Annotated in this window: 16 protein-coding genes; 5 read left to right on the top strand and 11 right to left on the bottom strand. The window is 69.2% G+C overall.

Going from position 1 to position 17,241, the window contains the following annotated elements:
- Positions 1–107: 107 nt before the first annotated feature.
- Positions 108–839 (top strand): TetR/AcrR family transcriptional regulator, encoded by a 732-nt coding sequence (locus OOK40_RS23135; protein WP_266485193.1) that lies wholly within the window; start codon positions 108–110, stop codon positions 837–839.
- A 57-nt stretch (positions 840–896) separates the two neighbouring features.
- Here OOK40_RS23135 and OOK40_RS23130 read toward each other — a convergent pair whose 3' ends face one another.
- Positions 897–3,116, bottom strand: coding sequence for an NADP-dependent isocitrate dehydrogenase (locus OOK40_RS23130; protein WP_266485191.1), 2,220 nt, complete (start codon positions 3,114–3,116; stop codon positions 897–899).
- Between the two features lie 211 nt (positions 3,117–3,327).
- On the opposite strand from OOK40_RS23130, the gene OOK40_RS23125 reads away from it, so the two are divergent.
- Both OOK40_RS23125 and OOK40_RS23120 read left to right on the top strand, forming a co-directional pair.
- Positions 3,328–4,566: an AI-2E family transporter gene (locus OOK40_RS23125; protein WP_266485189.1), complete on the top strand. Its 1,239-nt coding sequence runs from the start codon at positions 3,328–3,330 to the stop codon at positions 4,564–4,566.
- Between the two features lie 235 nt (positions 4,567–4,801).
- On the top strand, positions 4,802–5,680 hold the full coding sequence (locus tag OOK40_RS23120) for a trypsin-like serine protease (RefSeq protein WP_266485187.1): 879 nt from the start codon (positions 4,802–4,804) through the stop codon (positions 5,678–5,680).
- 72 nt (positions 5,681–5,752) lie between these two features.
- Here OOK40_RS23120 and OOK40_RS23115 read toward each other — a convergent pair whose 3' ends face one another.
- From OOK40_RS23115 to OOK40_RS23090, 6 genes are all read right to left on the bottom strand, one after another.
- The gene (locus tag OOK40_RS23115) at positions 5,753–6,262 is read right to left on the bottom strand and encodes a DUF664 domain-containing protein (RefSeq protein WP_266485185.1); all 510 of its coding nucleotides are present in this window, start codon (positions 6,260–6,262) and stop codon (positions 5,753–5,755) included.
- 85 nt (positions 6,263–6,347) lie between these two features.
- Positions 6,348–6,554 carry a cold-shock protein gene (locus tag OOK40_RS23110; protein WP_266485183.1) on the bottom strand — a complete coding sequence of 69 codons (207 nt, stop codon included), beginning with the start codon at positions 6,552–6,554 and terminating at the stop codon, positions 6,348–6,350.
- A gap of 136 nt (positions 6,555–6,690) precedes the next feature.
- Positions 6,691–7,881: an ABC transporter ATP-binding protein gene (locus tag OOK40_RS23105; protein WP_266485181.1), complete on the bottom strand. Its 1,191-nt coding sequence runs from the start codon at positions 7,879–7,881 to the stop codon at positions 6,691–6,693.
- A gap of 38 nt (positions 7,882–7,919) precedes the next feature.
- The gene (locus OOK40_RS23100; RefSeq protein WP_266485179.1) at positions 7,920–8,753 is read right to left on the bottom strand and encodes a carbohydrate ABC transporter permease; all 834 of its coding nucleotides are present in this window, start codon (positions 8,751–8,753) and stop codon (positions 7,920–7,922) included.
- The gene (locus OOK40_RS23095; protein WP_323136096.1) at positions 8,753–9,691 is read right to left on the bottom strand and encodes a sugar ABC transporter permease; all 939 of its coding nucleotides are present in this window, start codon (positions 9,689–9,691) and stop codon (positions 8,753–8,755) included. The genes OOK40_RS23100 and OOK40_RS23095 overlap by 1 nt, the downstream gene beginning before the upstream one ends.
- A complete protein-coding gene (locus OOK40_RS23090) occupies positions 9,688–11,019 on the bottom strand; it encodes an ABC transporter substrate-binding protein (RefSeq protein WP_266485176.1) in 1,332 nt (443 codons plus the stop codon). The genes OOK40_RS23095 and OOK40_RS23090 overlap by 4 nt, the downstream gene beginning before the upstream one ends.
- A 228-nt stretch (positions 11,020–11,247) precedes the next feature.
- Between OOK40_RS23090 and OOK40_RS23085 the strand changes: the two genes are divergently transcribed.
- Positions 11,248–11,550, top strand: coding sequence for a dsRBD fold-containing protein (locus tag OOK40_RS23085; protein WP_266485173.1), 303 nt, complete (start codon positions 11,248–11,250; stop codon positions 11,548–11,550).
- 120 nt (positions 11,551–11,670) lie between these two features.
- Here the strand turns inward: OOK40_RS23085 and OOK40_RS23080 are convergent, their stop codons facing one another.
- Positions 11,671–12,477 (bottom strand): class I SAM-dependent methyltransferase, encoded by an 807-nt coding sequence (locus tag OOK40_RS23080; protein ID WP_266485170.1) that lies wholly within the window; start codon positions 12,475–12,477, stop codon positions 11,671–11,673.
- 24 nt (positions 12,478–12,501) lie between these two features.
- Here OOK40_RS23080 and OOK40_RS23075 point away from each other — a divergent pair, with 24 nt between their 5' ends.
- Positions 12,502–13,155 (top strand): M15 family metallopeptidase, encoded by a 654-nt coding sequence (locus OOK40_RS23075; RefSeq protein WP_266485168.1) that lies wholly within the window; start codon positions 12,502–12,504, stop codon positions 13,153–13,155.
- Positions 13,156–13,228: 73 nt separating this feature from the next.
- Here the strand turns inward: OOK40_RS23075 and OOK40_RS23070 are convergent, their stop codons facing one another.
- The 3 genes from OOK40_RS23070 to OOK40_RS23060 all read right to left on the bottom strand — a co-directional run bounded on the left by OOK40_RS23070 (position 13,229) and on the right by OOK40_RS23060 (position 17,184).
- A complete protein-coding gene (locus OOK40_RS23070) occupies positions 13,229–15,640 on the bottom strand; it encodes a SpoIIE family protein phosphatase (protein WP_266485165.1) in 2,412 nt (803 codons plus the stop codon).
- Between the two features lie 97 nt (positions 15,641–15,737).
- Positions 15,738–16,634, bottom strand: a complete 897-nt coding sequence (locus OOK40_RS23065; RefSeq protein WP_266485162.1) for a DMT family transporter — start codon at positions 16,632–16,634, stop codon at positions 15,738–15,740.
- A 19-nt stretch (positions 16,635–16,653) separates the two neighbouring features.
- Positions 16,654–17,184: a hypothetical protein gene (locus OOK40_RS23060; RefSeq protein ID WP_266485156.1), complete on the bottom strand. Its 531-nt coding sequence runs from the start codon at positions 17,182–17,184 to the stop codon at positions 16,654–16,656.
- Positions 17,185–17,241: the final 57 nt, after the last annotated feature.

Below are 17,241 nucleotides of genomic sequence, written 5' to 3'. Positions count from 1 at the left end.
GTCGCGGCGCCCGTTGTCATCGATCCAACGCTCGCGCCCCTTTTCACGTCAATGGTGTTGGCATAAGCTCGCCGGGGTCCGCACGGTCACCGTGGAAGGAGTGCGCCGTGGCCAAGCCCGTCGTGCCGGAAGAGGCCCGGCGACGCCGTCGTCCCACCAAGAACGGGGCGGTGCTCTCCGAGCAGCTGATCATTGAGACCGCCCTGCGCATGCTGCGGGAGCACGGGAGCGCGGGCCTGACCGTGCGCCGCCTCGGCACCGCCCTGGGCGCGGACCCGAGCACCCTGTACCGGTACTTCAGCGGCATCGACGACCTGACGCTCGCCATCGGGGACGTGCTCGTCGGGCGGGCCGTGGCGGGCTGGAAGAGCACCGGTGACTGGCGGGCCGACCTGCGGGAACTGGGGCTGCGCATCCACGCCGCGTACCTCGGGCACCCCCAGGCGGCCGTCCTCACCGCGAGTCGGGTGTCCGGCAGGGCGCACGAGGTCGCCGCCGACGAGACGATCCTCGGGGTGCTGCGTACGGCGGGCTTCACGGACGCCGACGCCGTCCGGATCTATCAGGCGTTCATCGACCAGACCCTGGCCTTCGCCGCGCTGGACGCGGCCTCACTCGCGCTGCCTGCCGCGGCGCGCGAGGCGGACGAGGAGGTCTGGCGGGCCACCTATGCCCGGCTGCCCGCGACGACGCATCCCCACATCGCGGCCACGGCGCACCTGCTCGTCGCCCGCATGAACCACAGCGCGTATCCCACGGCCCTGGACATGCTGCTGGACAGCGCATCCGCCCAGCTCGGCTCCACGGCCCGGACAACGAAGCCGCCCCGGTCGGCATGAGTGCCGACCGGGGCGGAACAGGTGCGGACGGACGGCGTCCGTGCCGCCGCCTTCGCGTCAGCCGAGCGTCGCGATGGCCTGGTTGAAGGTCGCCGACGGACGCATGACCGCCGCGGCCTTGGCAGCGTCGGGCTGGTAGTAGCCGCCGATGTCGGCCGGGGAACCCTGCACCGCGAGGAGCTCGTCGACGATCGTCTGCTCCTGCTCGGTGAGCGTCTTGGCGAGAGCCGTGAACGCCCCCGCGAGCTGCGCGTCGTCGGTCTGCCTGGCCAGCTCCTGGGCCCAGTACGTGGCCAGGTAAATGTGGCTGCCACGGTTGTCGATGCCCCCCACGCGGCGGGTCGGCGACTTGTCCTCGTTGAGGAACGTGGCCGTCGCCCGGTCGAGGGTGTCGGCGAGCACCTGGGCGCGCGCGTTGCCCGTCGTCTGCGCGAGGTGCTCGAAGCTGGCCGCGAGGGCGAAGAACTCGCCCAGGCTGTCCCAGCGCAGGTAGTTCTCCTTGACCAGCTGCTGGACGTGCTTGGGCGCCGAGCCGCCGGCACCCGTCTCGAACAGACCGCCACCGTTCATCAGCGGGACGACCGACAGCATCTTGGCGCTCGTGCCGAGCTCCAGGATCGGGAACAGGTCGGTCAGGTAGTCACGCAGCACGTTGCCGGTGACCGAGATGGCGTTCTCGCCGCGGCGGATGCGCTCGAGCGAGAACGCGGTCGCCTCCACGGGAGACATGATCTCGATCTGCAGACCGTCGGTGTCGTGGTCGGCGAGGTAGGCCTTGACCTTCTTGATCAGCTGAGCGTCGTGCGCGCGGCTCTCGTCGAGCCAGAACACAGCCGGGGCGCCGGTCGCGCGGGCGCGGGTGACGGCGAGCTTGACCCAGTCCTGGATCGGCAGGTCCTTGGCCTGGCACATGCGGAAGATGTCGCCGGCGCCCACCGTCTGCTCCAGGACGACAGTGCCACTGCCGTCGACGACCCGCACCGTGCCCGTGGCGGGGATCTCGAAGGTCTTGTCGTGGCTGCCGTACTCCTCGGCCTTCTGCGCCATCAGACCGACGTTGGGTACGGAACCCATCGTCGACGGGTCGAAGGCGCCGTTCGCGCGGCAGTCGTCGATGACGACCTGGTACACGCCGGAGTAGCTGCTGTCGGGAAGGACCGCGAGGGTGTCGGCCTCCTGACCGTCCGGGCCCCACATGTGACCGGAGGTGCGGATCATGGCCGGCATGGAGGCGTCGACGATGACATCGCTCGGCACGTGCAGGTTGGTGATGCCGCGGTCGGAGTCGACCATCGCCAGCTCGGGACCGGCGGCGAGCTCGGCCTCGAAGGACTCCTTGATCTTCGCACCCTCGGGCAGCGACTCCAGGCCCTGGTAGATGGCGCCGAGTCCGTCGTTCGGGCTGAGACCGGCAGCGGCCAGCGTCTCGCCGTACTCGGCGAACGTCTTCGGGAAGAAGGCGCGCAGCACGTGGCCGAAGACGATCGGGTCGGAGACCTTCATCATCGTGGCCTTCAGGTGCACGGAGAACAGCACGCCCTCGGCCTTGGCGCGGGCGATCTGCTCGGTGAGGAACTCGCGCAGCTCGGCGACGCGCATGACGGACGCGTCCACGACCTCGCCCGCGAGGACCGGCACCGAGTCGCGCAGGACGGTGGTGCTGCCGTCGTCACCGGCGAGCTCGATACGCAGCGAGCCGGCGTCGGCGATGACCGCGGACTTCTCGGTCGAGCGGAAGTCACCGGCGCCCATGGTCGCGACGTTCGTCTTCGAGTCGGCGGTCCAGGCGCCCATCCGGTGCGGGTGGGTCTTGGCGTAGTTCTTCACCGACGCCGGGGCACGGCGGTCGGAGTTGCCCTCGCGCAGCACCGGGTTCACGGCACTGCCCTTGACCTTGTCGTACCGCGCGCGGACGTCCTTGTCCTCGTCGGTCTTCGGGTCGTCCGGGTAGTCCGGCAGCGCGTAGCCCTGCTGCTGCAGCTCGGCGATCGCAGCCTTCAGCTGCGGAATCGAAGCCGAGATGTTCGGCAGCTTGATGATGTTCGCGCCCGGAGTCTTGGCGAGCTCGCCCAGTTCGTGGAGGGCGTCCTCGATCCGCTGTCCCTCCTCCAGACGCTCGGGGAAGCTAGCGATGATCCGGCCGGCCAGGGAGATGTCACGGCTCTCCACCCTGACACCGGCCGTCGCGGCGTACGCCTCGACCACAGGCAGGAACGAATAGGTCGCCAGGGCGGGGGCCTCGTCAGTGTGCGTATAGATGATGGTCGAGTCAGTCACCGGATACTCCACTCCACGTCTGCAACATTGCTCGACATCAAGATATCTCGTGTTCGGGCGCCACCCGGCAGGGCCCTGCCCCACCGGGAATTGGAACCGGGCGCCACGCTCTGTGCCGGGCAGGGATCCGGTGCCCTGGATCGGGGTGCCTTCGGGCGAATATCGCGCCGGTGGCGTGGCACGGGGCGCCCCCGGTGGTACGTGCTTGTGGATGTGGCCATCGGATCCGCAGTCCAGCAACCCGGACCCCGGCCGGCCCTCCGTAGGGCGCCGGCGCCGGATCCGCACTGCGACGCGTCAAGCCCTGCACGGCATCAGCCGCCCGGCGGCCGGGAACCCGGGCGGGGGGCCGCTGTCCCGCTCCCGGCCCGGCGACCGGCTGCCGGTGCATCCCGCACTGCAGACGGCAGCCTCGTACGCCTGGCGGGTCCTCGTGGTGGGTGCCCTCGTGTATGCCGTCTTCTCGGTGCTGGGCCGGTTCCACGAGATTGCCGTGGCGGTCTTTCTCGGCTTGGTCGTCACCGCGATGCTGCGGCCGGTCGCCGACCTGCTGGGGCGCGTGATGCCGCGACCGCTCGCCGTCGCGGTGTCCCTGCTCGGCAGCATCGTCATCGTCCTCGGGGTGCTGGCCCTGATCGGCGAGTCGGTGGCGGGAGAGCGGGCCGGACTGCAACGGGAGTTCGAGGCAGGCATCGGAAGAATCGAGCGCTGGCTTGAGAAGCCGCCGTTCCGGCTCAACCCTGACGCACTCACCGACCTCCAGTCCCGGATCGGGCAGTTCCTTTCGAGCCACCGCTCCACCCTCATCAGTACGGCGATGAGCGGCGCGCACAGGCTGGTCGAGGTGCTGACGGTGCTCGCGCTGGCCCTGTTCTGCTCGGTCTTCTTCATTCACTCCGGCGACCGGCAGTGGGGCTGGTTCTGCGAGCAGCTTCCGGTGGCCGCCCGGGAACGGGTGTCGGTCGCGGGCCGTGCGGCCTGGCGGACCTTCACCGGCTACACGCACGGAATCGTGCTGGTGGCCGCGACCAATGCCGTCCTGGTCGGGGTGGCCCTGTTCATCCTCGGCGTGCCGCTCGCGCTCCCGCTGGCTCTGCTGGAGTTCTTCGCCGCCTTCATTCCGCTCATCGGCTCGCCCATCGCCCTGGCCGTCGCCGCCGTGGTGGCCCTGGCAGCGAAAGGTCCGCTCATCGCGGGGCTGGTCATCGCGCTCATCGTGATCATCGGGCAGATCGAGGGCCATCTCCTGCACCCCATCGTGATGAGCTGGGCGGTTCGGCTGCACCCGGTGGTGGTCGCGCTCACGGTCATCGGCGGCGCCATCGCGGCCGGGATCCTTGGCGCGGTGGTGGCCGTACCGCTGGTGTCCGTCGTGTGGTCGGCCCGTCAGGCGCTGCGCCGGGCGCCCGAACCGGAACCGCTGGAGAAGGCGGCCTCCCCCGTCCCGTAATGCCTTGCGGATTACGGGCGCCCCGGCCCTCACCAGAACCCGGCGCTCGTCCGCAGCCCCCGGGGGGGCCGGACCGGTCAGCGCAAACCTTGCTGCGACACCCCGTACGCAACAGGAGATCCGTCAAACAACAGCCAAGGATTCCCGGCACTCTTGCCGCACCGGCCACCCGCGCGCTTCACTGTCGCTCACCCCCACAGGAGAACCCCAGTTCCCTCATACCGAAGGGCTTCTCTTGACTGCCGTTCCAGTACGCCTGAGTACCGTCAGCGCCGCGGCCTGCGCCCTGGTGTTCGGCGCCGCTCTGCCGTCCTCAGCGATCAACTCGTACAACGCGATGCCCGCGCCGGAGCGCACCGAAGTCGGTGCGCTCGTCGCCACCTGGGACAACGACGACAACCCCGCGACCCCCGACCGGGTCGACTGGGTCTGCTCGGGCACCATGATCGACGCGGACACCTTCCTGACCGCCGCGCACTGCACCACCGACTGGCCGGCGAACGTGAAGTTCTACGTCTCCCTCGACCAGGACGTACAGGGCGCACTCGACAAAGCCTCCGCCGCGCACCCCGGCGACCCGGCGGCCGTGGCGAAGGCCGTCGCCGTCCAGGGCACGGCCCACAGCCACCCCGCATACCCGGGCCCTGCCTCGGACACGCATGACATCTCGGTGATCGAACTGCCCGCCGCTCAGGTCAAGTCGCGCTGGACGTTCACCCCGGCCACGCTTCCCAAGGCCGGGGCACTGGGTGCGCTGGGTCCGCAGGGGCTCAATGACACCTCGTTCTTCGTGGCCGGTTACGGGACGCAGGAGGCCCAGCGAGGCCCCGGCGGCCAGACCCATCCCGGCGGCGGTGTGCGGATGAAGGCCCCGGTCACCTTCGACGCGCTCAACACCGCCTGGGTACGCCTCGCGATGACCGCGCCGCAGGGCAACGGCGGCGCGTGCTACGGCGACTCCGGCGGCCCCAACTTCGCCACGCTGGGCGGGAAGATCACCCTGGTCGCCACCACGATCACGGGCGACACGCCGTGCTACGCCACGAACGTCGCGTACCGCCTGGACACCCCCGGGGCCCGCGCCTTCCTCTCCCCCTTCGCGAAGCTGCCGTAGCAGCTGCCACACATGCTCCACAGGTGCCGCCGGGTCCGGGACCCGGCGGCACCGCAGTCCTCATTGTTCCGGCTACCGGCGTTCCAGAGAGCCCCGCACGAAAGCCGCCTGGCCCGCGTGCTGCAGATCGTCGGCGATGACGCTGACCAGACGGACGCCCAGGGTGACCGGCGGGGACCAGGACTCGTCCACCACGCTGTCGAGTGCCGCGTCGTCGAGGCCGCCGACGAATCGCACGGTCTGCTCGTGGACGGCGTCGAAGTAGCCGAGCAGCAGCTCGGCGGACTCGACCCGTACCGCGGCGACCTGCTTGCTGGTGTGGCCGAAGCCGGTCGCTCCCCTGGCGAAGGGCAGCTCGAAACGGTCCGCCCACTTCTGTGAGAACCACACCTGCTCCACCGCGGCCGCGTCGGACACGTGGTCGTCCTGGATGCGTGAAAGATGCCACACGAGCCAGGCGATCGAGTTCGCGTCGGGGTCCAGCCGGGCATTGAGGTCGTCCGGCGAAAGCCCCTCGACGGCACCATGTACTGCTTCCCGGATGCGCTCGAACGCATCGGCCAGCAAATCTGAGCTGTTCATGCACTGATCCCTTGGTCGCTGAAGCAGACACGCTCTGCCCTCGGGGTCACCGGTGGGCAGAGCGTGTCTCACTCGTGTGGGGGTCCTAGGCCAGCGGGACGACGTTCTCCGCCTGGGGGCCCTTGGGGCCCTGCGTGACCTCGTACTCGACCTTGTTTCCCTCAACCAGCTCCTTGAAGCCGGTGGCCTGGATGGCGGAGAAGTGGACGAATACATCCGGGCCGCCGTCGTCCTGCTGGATAAAGCCGAAGCCCTTGTCCGCGTTGAACCACTTCACCGTGCCAGTTGCCATTGGTCACATTCCTTGTTCGCTTGCCACGGCATGTCCTTGACGTGCCGACCGCAGCCCCATGGCGACTGTGGTCCTCAAATGTTCCCCACCCGTCCGCTGCCAGGCGTGCCATGACACGCTGGCAATTGCGAAAGGCTCAGCCGCTGTTCTCCGGGTGGGTGAGGTTGACACCGGTGCGCGGGTCGAAGACATGCATGCGTGAGGTGTCCACCCACAGTTCGGCCCGGCCGCCTCCCTCGGTAATGCGCGTGGACGCGTCGAGCCGCGTGACGATCTTGTTGGCTGCGGCTCCGGTGTCCTTCTGGCCGGAGTCGGCTGCCAGCTCCTCGAGTTCCGAGGTCATGGTCGCCTCCCAGCCCTCCTCGCTGAAGTACGCGTAGACATCCGAGCCCACGGACTCGATCACGTCGACGCTGGCGCTGAACCGCGTCCCTTCCCGGTCCGGATCCACCAGCGAGGAGTCCTCGAACGCTTCGGGCCGCAGCCCGACGATGAGGTCGCGCGGGGCGTTCTGCCGCTCCAGGCTGCGACGGATTTCGTCGTTCACCGGAAAGTCACCGAGGGCGGTCTGCAGCCTGTTCTCCTCCAGCGTGGCGTGGATGAAGTTCATGGCGGGTGAGCCGATGAACCCGGCGACGAACAGGTTGCGCGGGGCGTCGTAGAGGTGCTGCGGGGTGCCCACCTGCTGGACGATGCCGCTGCGCATGACGACCACGCGGTCCCCGAGGGTCATGGCCTCGGTCTGGTCGTGGGTGACGTAGACGGTGGTGGTGGCCAGTCGCTTCTGGAGACGCGCGATCTGGGTGCGCATCTGCACCCGGAGCTTCGCGTCGAGGTTGGACAGCGGCTCGTCCATCAGGAACGCCTTGGGACTGCGGACGATGGCGCGGCCCATGGCGACACGCTGCCGCTGGCCACCCGAGAGGTTCGCCGGTTTACGGTCCAGATGTTCCGTCAGGTCGAGGATCTGGGCGGCCTCCTCCACCTTGCTCTTGATGGTGGCCTTGTCGGCCTTGGCCAGGCGCAGGGCGAACCCCATATTCTCGCGCACGGTCATGTGCGGATAGAGGGCGTAACTCTGGAAGACCATCGCGATGTCGCGGTCCTTGGGCGCCTTGTCGTTGACCACCTGGTCGTCGATACGCAGGGTGCCGTCGGTGATGTCCTCCAGCCCGGCGATCATGTTGAGGGTCGTGGACTTGCCGCAACCGGAGGGGCCGACCAGGATGACGAACTCCCCGTCTGCCACGGTGAGGTTGACGTCCTGAACGGCCAGGGCGCCGTCGGGAAACCTCTTGGTGATGCCCTCGAGAACAATCTCGGCCACGGTCGCTGCTCCTTGTCCTGACGGTCGGCTGCTGCCGGTCAGCCCTTGACGGCCCCGGACGTCAGTCCGGCGACGATGCGCCGCTGGAACAGCAGCACGAAGACGATGATCGGAATGGTGATCACCACCGCGGCGGCGGCGATCGAACCGGTGGGCTGCTGGAACGCGCTGCTCCCGGTGAAGAAGGCGAGCGCCGCCGGCACGGTGCGGGCCGCGGTCGTCGAGGTCAGGGAGATGGCGAACAGGAAGTCGTTCCAGCAGAAGATGAAGACGAGGATCGCGGTGGTGAACACGCCCGGCGCTGCCAGGGGTGCGATCACCAGCCGGAAGGCCTGGGCTGCAGTTGCCCCGTCGACCTTGGCCGCCTTCTCCAGATCCCAGGGGATCTCCCGGAAGAACGCCGAGAGGGTGTAGATCGCGAGCGGCAGGGAGAAGGTCATGTACGGGATGATCAGCCCCGGCCAGGTATCGAAGATCCCGATGATGCGCTCGATGTTGAACAGTGGGGACACCAGGGAGATCGGCGGGAACATCGCGATCAACAGGGACATACCGATCAGCAGCTTCTTGCCGGGGAAGCGAAGCCTCGCCACGGCATAGGCGGCCATGGTGCCGAGCACCACGGCGATCACCGTGGAGATCAGGGCGATACCGATCGAGTTGATCAGGGCACGGGTGAACTCCGAGGTGTCGAAGATGCCGCGGTAGTTCTCCCACGTCCACTTGTCGGGGACGAAGTTGCCGTCGGTGAGGGTGCTGGGGTCCTTGAACGACAGAGCCGCGATCCACCAGACCGGGAACAGTGCGTAGGCGATCACCACGATGTTGGTGATGGCCCAGCCGGTGATGTGCCTCTTGCCTGCACTGGCCATCAGCGGCCCGCCTCCTCTGAACCGGGGGCGGCAGCCCCGAAGAGTTTGATGAAGCCGAAGGCGATCAGGCCGACGCAGATGAAGATGAGCACGGAGATTGCCGATCCGATGCCGAGGTTGAGTGACGTGAACAGGTTGTCGTAGCCGAGAATCGACACCGATCCTGTGCCGTGAGCACCCGAGGTCAGGATGTAGATGTTGTCGAAGATCCGGAAGGCGTCCAGGGTGCGGAACAACAGGGCGACCAGGATGGCCGGCTTCATCAACGGCACCGTAACCAGAATAAAACGCTGCCAGGAGGACGCACCGTCGACCATGGCGGCGCGCAGCGTCTCCTCTGGCACCAGGGCGAGTCCGGCCAGCAGGAGCAGGGCCATGAAGGGGGTGGTCTTCCAGACCTCGGCGAGGATGATGATCCCGATGGCCGGCCACTGCTCGGTCAGCGGGGCTTCACCCGACGGAAGCAGCGCGGCGAGATAGCCGGTGTCAGGAGTCCATGCGTACTGCCAGGAGTAGGCGGCGACGACGGTGACGATGCCGTACGGGACCAGGATCGCGGTACGCACCGTCCCTCTGCCGAAGATGGCACGGTGCATGACCAGGGCCAGCGCGAAGCCGAGGACGAGTTCCACGGCCACCGACACGGCGGTGATGAACAGAGTGACCCAGAACGCCTCCCACCAGAAGTCGGAGGAGAGCACGGCCCCGTAGTTGCTCAGGCCCACCCACTTCGCCTGGTTGGGGAAGCGCAGGTCGTAGCGCTGCAGGGACAGATAGATGGCGTAGCCGATGGGGTAGGCCGTGACGGCGAGCATGACGACGACCGCGGGCGCGCACAGCAGCCAGCCCAGCCGTCGTTCCTGCCGTGCGCCCTCGGACAGTGCCTCGGTGGTGCCGGGGGCCGGGGCCGTCGCCGTAGCGGAGGTCGGGGTGTTCACGGGATCAGCCCCTTGGACTCGAGGGCGTCCTCGATCTGGTTGCCGATTTCATCGACATCGCTTCGGGGATTGATCGCCGAGGGCGGGGAGAGCGTGTGCGAGATCGCGATGGACACGTTCTGGTAGGCGGGGGTCTGGGGGCGGGTGCTCGCGTTCTCAAGGGCCGAGAGCACGTCGGCGGCGAACGGGTAGCTCTTGATCAACGCCTTGTCGGAGTAGAGCGAGCGCAGGGTGGGCGGAAGTCCGCCTTCGATCGCCGCGGTCATCTGGTTCTGACGATTGCGCAGGCACAGGGCGGCTTCGAACGCGAGGTCGGGGTGCTTCGAATAGGCGCCGATGGCGAGGTCGATACCGCCGATGGTCGGTTTCGCCGGCCGGCCGGGTTCGACTCCCGGGTACGGCGCCCAGCGGAAACTCTTGAACAGCTCGGGGTTGTTCGACTTCATCGAGGGATAGACGAACGGGTAGTTCAGCTCGAAGGCCGCGGTTCCCGACTCCATGGCCAGCCGGTTCTGGTCCTCCATCTGGTTGGACAGGGAGGGGTCGGCGGCGGGCGAGGTCGCCAGGTCGTGCATGATCGTGGCCGCCCGGACCGCGGGCGGGCCGAGCGAGGGTGCGGTGGCCGTCCGGTTGAGGATCGAGCCGCCCGCGCTCTCCACGAGCGTGTTGAACCAGACCGTCAGTCCCTCGTACTGGGCGCCTTGGATCTCCACGAAGTGGGGCTTGCCCTGCCTGGCGAGGACGCGGGCCATGGCCAGCATCTCCGCCCAGGTCGTGGGCGGCTTGGGCACCAGATCCTCTCGGTACCACAGCAACTGGGTGTTGGTGTTGTACGGGACGGCGTACAGCCTGCCCTTCCACGTCGCCGTCTGCAGCGGCACTTCGAGGGTGTCCACTGTGGCCCTGCGGCGATTGGCGCCCGTCCACGGCAGGATCCACTTGGCCTCCGCGAACTCCGCGGCCCAGGTGACATCGAGGCCCAGGATGTCCATGGCGCTGTCCTCGGCGGCTAGCCGACGGACGAGCTGCTGACGCTGGCCGTCCGCGGCGCGCGGGAGCTTTTGGTACGAGATGGTGTAGCGCCCGCCCGAGTCGCGGCTGCAGTTGCTCGCCGCACTGGCCAGGGCGCCCGAGTCGTCAGGGAAGTTGTACCAGTTCAGGCTGACCGGGCCGCCGGATTCCTCTGAGCCGCAGGACGTCAGCAGCCCGGCCAGCAGCGACAGCGCGACGAGGCACCGCAGCCGTTGCCCGGCACGACGGCCGGCGGTTCGCGGCGATGCCTTGCCGCGCACCCGTACCGGACGGGCCTGTCCGTTCGTGCGCCCCACCATTCACCTCCCGGACCCGGCGGTCACCGGGTGCCTAGTCACCCCGCGCAGCGCCTTCGTCGGGCGAAGGTAGCCCCTCACCTGCCGTTGCCAGCCGCGATGCGGCGTGTCGTGGACGGAGATCCCCCGTATGGCCAGGGGGCGGCGCGCGACCGGGAACAGGTGGGTGGATCCTGAAGGCAGGACTGCGTCGCGGCGGCTCCGCGGCCGCGGGCGAGGAGGTGCGCGATGACTCATCGGACACTGGAGTGGAAGGTCAGCGTCTATCTGTCCGAGGAGGACGGCAAGACGAAGGCCCGCGCGGTGCTGGACACGGGCACCACGACGCTCACCGGCCATGGGGTGGCCCACTGCAATCCCCAGGACGTGGACGTGCCGGCGATCGGCGACGAACTCGCGGCGAGCCGGGCCATGCGGGACATCGCCGGGAAGCTGATGCGTGCGGCGGACCGGGACCTGGAGGCAGTGGGCGCGGGTCCGGGGACAGGGCGCGCAGGGCCGCCTTACGGCTGGTCGGACGCGGTGACATAGGTCGACAGCGCTGCCCTCACACCCGGTCGACGGGGTATAGCCGTCGGGTCAAGCCGCGGTGGTCGCCGAACTGGCGGGCGCGGGGACCGACTGACCTCCGGCCGCCGGTGGCATCGTGGATCAGACTTGTCCGTAACCCAGCAAGGCGAGTTGGGGCAGAGCCAGCACACCGCCCGGTCCGGCGAACTCGGCACTGATCGAGTCGTAGTGCCGCTTGATCTCCGCCACCACCTCGGCGGTCTGACTCACCACGACCTGCCCGATCGACGCCACCCCAGCGGCCGGTCCGCTCCACCACTCCTCGGCGGTTGCCCGGTGGTTCCAGGCGAGTGTCCGACAGGCAGCGTCCGCGAAGCCCGCGGCGCCGAGCAGCCCGGCCAGCCCACCGGCCGTCCGCTCAAAGTTGTCCTCCGGGGCCAGAACAGGCAGATGGGCCGGCCGGGAGACCCCCGCCGCCTGAAGAGCGCGTCCGAACAAAGCCTGTCCGGCGGCGGTGGGGGCGGTCCAGATCGTCAGCGCGACACGCCCTCCCGGTCGGGTCACCCGGCGCAGTTCGGTCAGGGCCACGTGTGGCTGTCCCACGTGGTTGAGCACGAAGTTGCCCACGACGGCGTCGAACTCGCCGTCGGCGAAGGGGAGATCGGGCAGTACGGCGACTCGTACATTCGCGCCCGGTGCGACCCGCGCGGCCAGAGCGACCATGCCGGGCTCGGCGTCCACGGCCGTTACCTTCGCTCCGCGCCCGGCCGCGGCTCTGGCGACGGTTCCGGTGCCGGTCCCGATGTCCAGCACGCGGGTACCCGCCCGGACTTCCGCGGCGTCGAGCAGCATGGGCACCGGGTAGGCGCAGAGCCCCGCGAAACTGGCCGCGTACGCCTCGGCCCGCCCGGCCCAGGTCCGGCGCTCCGCATCGTCGAACACAGTCACGGCCGTCATCCTAAGGTGCAGGTCATGAGCGAGATCATCTTGATGTCGGACCCGAAGATCGTGGCCCTGCCTGTCCAGGAGTGCGGGGAGCGCCTCGTGGACGTCCGCCATGGCGGTTCCCTGCTGGTCGATGCCAGGAAGGAGGATCCCTCGGGCGCCTTCGCCCGGCTGCGGGAGGGCGTCTACGATCGTCTGCTCACGGCTCAGACACTGCTTCCGCCCGGTCTGCGGCTGCTGTTCGTCGAGGGCTACCGGCCGCCTTCGCTGCAGCGCCGGTACTTCGAGCAGTACGCGGACGAGCTACGAGCCGACCGTCCCGACTGGTCCGATGGCCAGGTCCACTCCGCGGCGAGCCGCTATGTGTCCCCGCCCGAGATCGCCCCGCACAGCGCCGGTGCGGCCGTCGACCTGACGCTTGCGCATGCCGACGGCCGTGAACTGGACCTGGGGACCCGGATGAACGCGAGCCCCGAGGAGAGCGACGGCGCCTGCTATACGCATGCCGCCAACATCCCGGACGACGCCCGTGCCAACCGGGACATCCTTGGCGGCGCACTGACGGGTGCGGGCCTGGTCAACTACCCCACGGAATGGTGGCACTGGTCTTTCGGCGACCGCTACTGGGCCCTGGCCACCGGGGCCGCTGCCGCCCTCTACGGGCCGCGCACCCTGGACTGATCCGTGCTAGGGTCCGGCCCGGCGTAACAGCTCAGCGCGCCGCGCGGGACGTCCGGGCCGCCGTCGCGGACCGTCATTCCGCCGAGGGGAAGACCTGTTCCGTCCAGATCGTCTTCCCGGACTCGGTGTACCGGGTGCCCCATCGGTGAACCAGCTGCGCGACGATGAACAGGCCACGCCCGCCCTCGTCCTCCTCCTCGCTGTGGCGCAGATGTGGCGAGGTGTGGCCGGCGTCCGCGACCTCGCACAGGAGCGTGCGGTCGCGGATGAGGCGCAGTTGCAACGGCCCAGCGGCGTGCCTGACGGCGTTGGTGACCAGCTCGCTCACGACGAGTTCGGTCGAGAACGTCAGCTCTTCCAGGTCCCATTCGCGCAGCTGACCGGTAGCCAGTTCCCTGGCGTGGCCCACCGCGACCGGTTCGGCGGGCAGTTCCCAGTGGGCCACGTGTCCGGGGTCGAGTTCCCGGGTGCGTACGAGCAGCAGTGCCGTGTCGTCGGCGGTCGTGCCGTACGGCAGGAGTTCCGACAGAGCGCGGTCGCACAGCTCTTCCAGCGACCTGCCGCGGTCGCCGAGCACCCGCCCCAGGATGTTCAGGCCCTGATCGATGTCGCGGCCGCGGGTTTCGACCAGGCCGTCGGTGAACATGGCGATGAGACTGCCCACCGGCAGCTCGAGCTCCTTCGACTCGAACGGCAGACCGCCGAGCCCCAGCGGCGGACCGGCCGGAAGGTCAGGAAAGGACAGGCGGCCCTCGGGGTCCACGACCGCCGGTGGCAGATGCCCCGCCCGGGCCATGGTGCAGCGGCGCGAGACCGGATCGTAAACGGCGTAGAGACAGGTCGCCCCGGTGGCGTCGTCCTCGCGCGGCTCGACGGGCGGACCCACCGCGTCCATCAGATCCTCTGCCGACTGGCCCACCAGATCGTCGAGCCGGGTGAGCAACTCGTCGGGGGACAAGTCCAGTTGGGCGAGCGCGCGTACGGTCGTGCGCAGTCGGCCCATGGTCGCCGCCGCCTGCAGGCCATGGCCGACCACATCGCCCACGACGAGCCCGACCCGGGTTCCGGACAGTGCGATGACGTCGAACCAGTCGCCGCCCACCCCAGTCACATCGTCGGTGGGCAGATAGCGGTAGGCCAGGTCGACCGCTGTCTGCTGCGGCAGGTGGCGCGGCAGCAGTTGGCGCTGGAGGGCGAGTGAGGCCGCCCGTTCACGGGAGTAGCGTCGCGCGTTGTCGATGGACACCGCTGTACGGGCTGCCAGTTCGTCGGCGAGAGCTATCTCGCCGTTGTCGAAGGTGACCGACGGTGCGCGCCGGAAAGTGACCAGTCCCAGCGGGCTGCCGCCGGCTCGCAACGGAACGACCAAGGTGTCGTCCGCGAGCACGAGCCCGCCCGAGGAGAGGCTGCGCAGCTGCGGGGAACCCGGCGGGTAGTCGACAGGGGAAGGCGGATTCGGTTTCTCCGACTCGTCCGGCTCGCTCATCCCGGTCGCCGTGGCCGATCGCGAAGCGACCCGTACGAGAACGCCCCCAGCCGGGCCACCGGCGCCCAGCACTTCGCCCTCCACCACTTCCTCGACGAGGTCGACCGTCACTGCGTCGGCGAATTCCGGGACTGCCACCTCGGCGATCTCCTCCGCGGTCACCATCACGTCGAGGACGGTGCCGATTCCACGGCCGGCCTCGACGAGAAGGGCCAGCCGCTTCTGCGCCTCGTAGCGATCGGTGATGTCGAACGCGTCCTCGCAGACCCCGAAGACATGCCCGTCCGCGTCCTGCAGCCGGTAGTAGGAGCACGACCAAAGGTGCTCGACGTCTGGATCGCTGGGCGGGTGGCCGCGGAAGTGCAGGTCGAGGATCGGCTCACCGGTGTCGAGCACGTGGTTCATGACCGCGTCGAGGGTGTTCGGGTAGCTCTCGGTCAAGAAGCTTCCCTCGGAGTACAGCTCGTCGGCCCGCAGACCGCGGAACTCGGCGAACGGCAGCCCGATCTCCCGCTCGTAGGCGGCGTTGCACCATGTCAGCCGCAGGTCGGTGTCATAGATGCCCAGGCCGACGGGCGACTGGGTGGCCAGCCCGTGCAGCAGCGCCAGCCGGGACTCCCACAGCCGCAGACTCTCCAGTGCCGTCGCGACGAGGACATGGGCCGCCGTGCCGCTGCCGGGCAGGGAACTCACCGCCGTGGCCACGAGCAGCGAGCGGCCGTCACTGTGCTGGGCGACGCGGATCTCGCCGCCGCTCAGCGGGGCACCCAGGGCCGAACCCGGCTCGTCGGCCGCAGTGAGCCCGGAGGACTGCCGGGGCGGCAGGAAGGTGTCCAGGGGCTTTCCGATGATCTCGTCCTGCGCGTATCCGAAGAGTTCCTCGGCCGTGCGGCTCCATCCGATGACCGTGTCCTGCGCATCAAGAACCACCGTGGCAGCCCTGGCGACATCGAGCGGACCACGGAAATCGGCACTCTGCGCCGCACCCCATGCGGTCACAGCGCCACACCAGCCCGGTTCATTGCCTCCAGAATCCGCCTTGCCCGCGACGGGCACAACCGGGTGGGCACTCCCGTACGCATTGATGTGCGGGCGCTCACGGCGCGTCTCCGACTCGCTGCGGCTCGTCGGGGGACACCACCGACCGGGTCAGCGGGATCCGGGCGAGCGCGAACACACCCGTGGCGATCATGACGACGCCGAACAGTTGCGGGAGCAGCCACCAGCCGGAGCGGACATGTTCCTCGTACAGAGTGATACCGAGGGCCAGGCTCACCGTCGCGTCGCCGAGGGTCAGTGCGGGCTGGGAGGCGACCAGGGGGCCCGACTGCATCGCGTTCTCCAGCAGGAAGAGCGCTCCCCCGCCGACCGCCGCGAAGGCGTAGGTCTGCCATGCGGTGAAGAACGCCACGATCCCCTCGTCGTCCAGGATGTGCATCGCCGCCTTCATGAGAGCCGCGGTCAGCGCGTAGCTGATGGCGGTCGCCGCGCCGAAGCAGGCGGCACGTGCCCGGCCCTCGGGGCGTTTCAGTGCCGCCAGGGCGAGGACGACGACCAGTCCCACGCACGCCGCGAGCGCGGGGACCCAGCGATCCAGCGCCACGTGGGTGCGGTTGCCCGTGGGGGACGCCGCGGCGAGGGCGACAGCCAGACCCGCCACCACACCGGCCACCGCCACCCAGCCGACGCGCGGAAGGTGCCGCCGCATCAGCAGCGAGGCGACAATCAGGGTGAGCGGCAGCTCCAGGACGAACAGCGGCTGAACGATCGTCAGTGGCCCGGTCACCAGCGCCAGCGCCTGGCAGACGGCGGCCGCGATGACGGCAAGGATTCCGGCCAGCCAGACGGGACGCTTGAGCAGATCGAGCATCAGCCCCGCGCGCAGGCCCTCGGAGCGAGGCACGGTGAGGGCCGCCTTGCGCTGGAGCACGGTGGCGACCGCGTTGCTGAGTGCCGCGCAGAGGGCGAAGAGGACCGGCAGCAGCAGGTGCACGGTGGTCGGCCTCCCGCTCTCAGGGTTCGTCGAGGTTCAGTCCCGCGGAGGGCTGCGCGAAGAGCCGTCGGGCGTTCTCGTCGAGGGCGGCGAAGCCTTCGACCAGCTGCGCCGCGACCCGCCAGCCGCCGTCCGACGGCTCGTCACCCGGTAGCTCCTCACCGGGTGGATCGACGAGCGTGGGCATCGGGGCGAACTCCCAGACATGGAAGGCCTTTCCGGTGAACGTCTCGCTCACCGGCGATCCTTCGAGCCGCTGCCGCAGGAAGAACTCCAGCCGGGTATGGGCGCGCCAGCGGCCGCTGGGCAGCCGCTCGGGCCGGGACAGCTGCTCCACGACGTGGGATTCGTCGAAGAACTCCGCGCGGGCCTCCAGAAAGTCCCGCAGCCCTTCATCGCCCTGCCAGATCAGCCCGTTGACGAAGCCCGTACGGAAGTCGTCGGTGAGGATTTCGTCCCGCATCCGCTCCGCCGGGACATGGGCCTGGAGCAGTGCGAAGTAGCGCTCGATCGTGTCCCAGATCAGCGGGGCAGCACGCTCGGCAGACATACGACCTCCCACGTTCCGCAGGGGTCCGGCGCCCCGCGGCGCCACGGGACCGGTCCG

This window comes from Streptomyces sp. NBC_01481, from assembly GCF_026339995.1.
In the GTDB taxonomy this organism is placed as follows: domain Bacteria; phylum Actinomycetota; class Actinomycetes; order Streptomycetales; family Streptomycetaceae; genus Streptomyces.
This window is presented reverse-complemented; position numbering and strand designations above follow the sequence as displayed.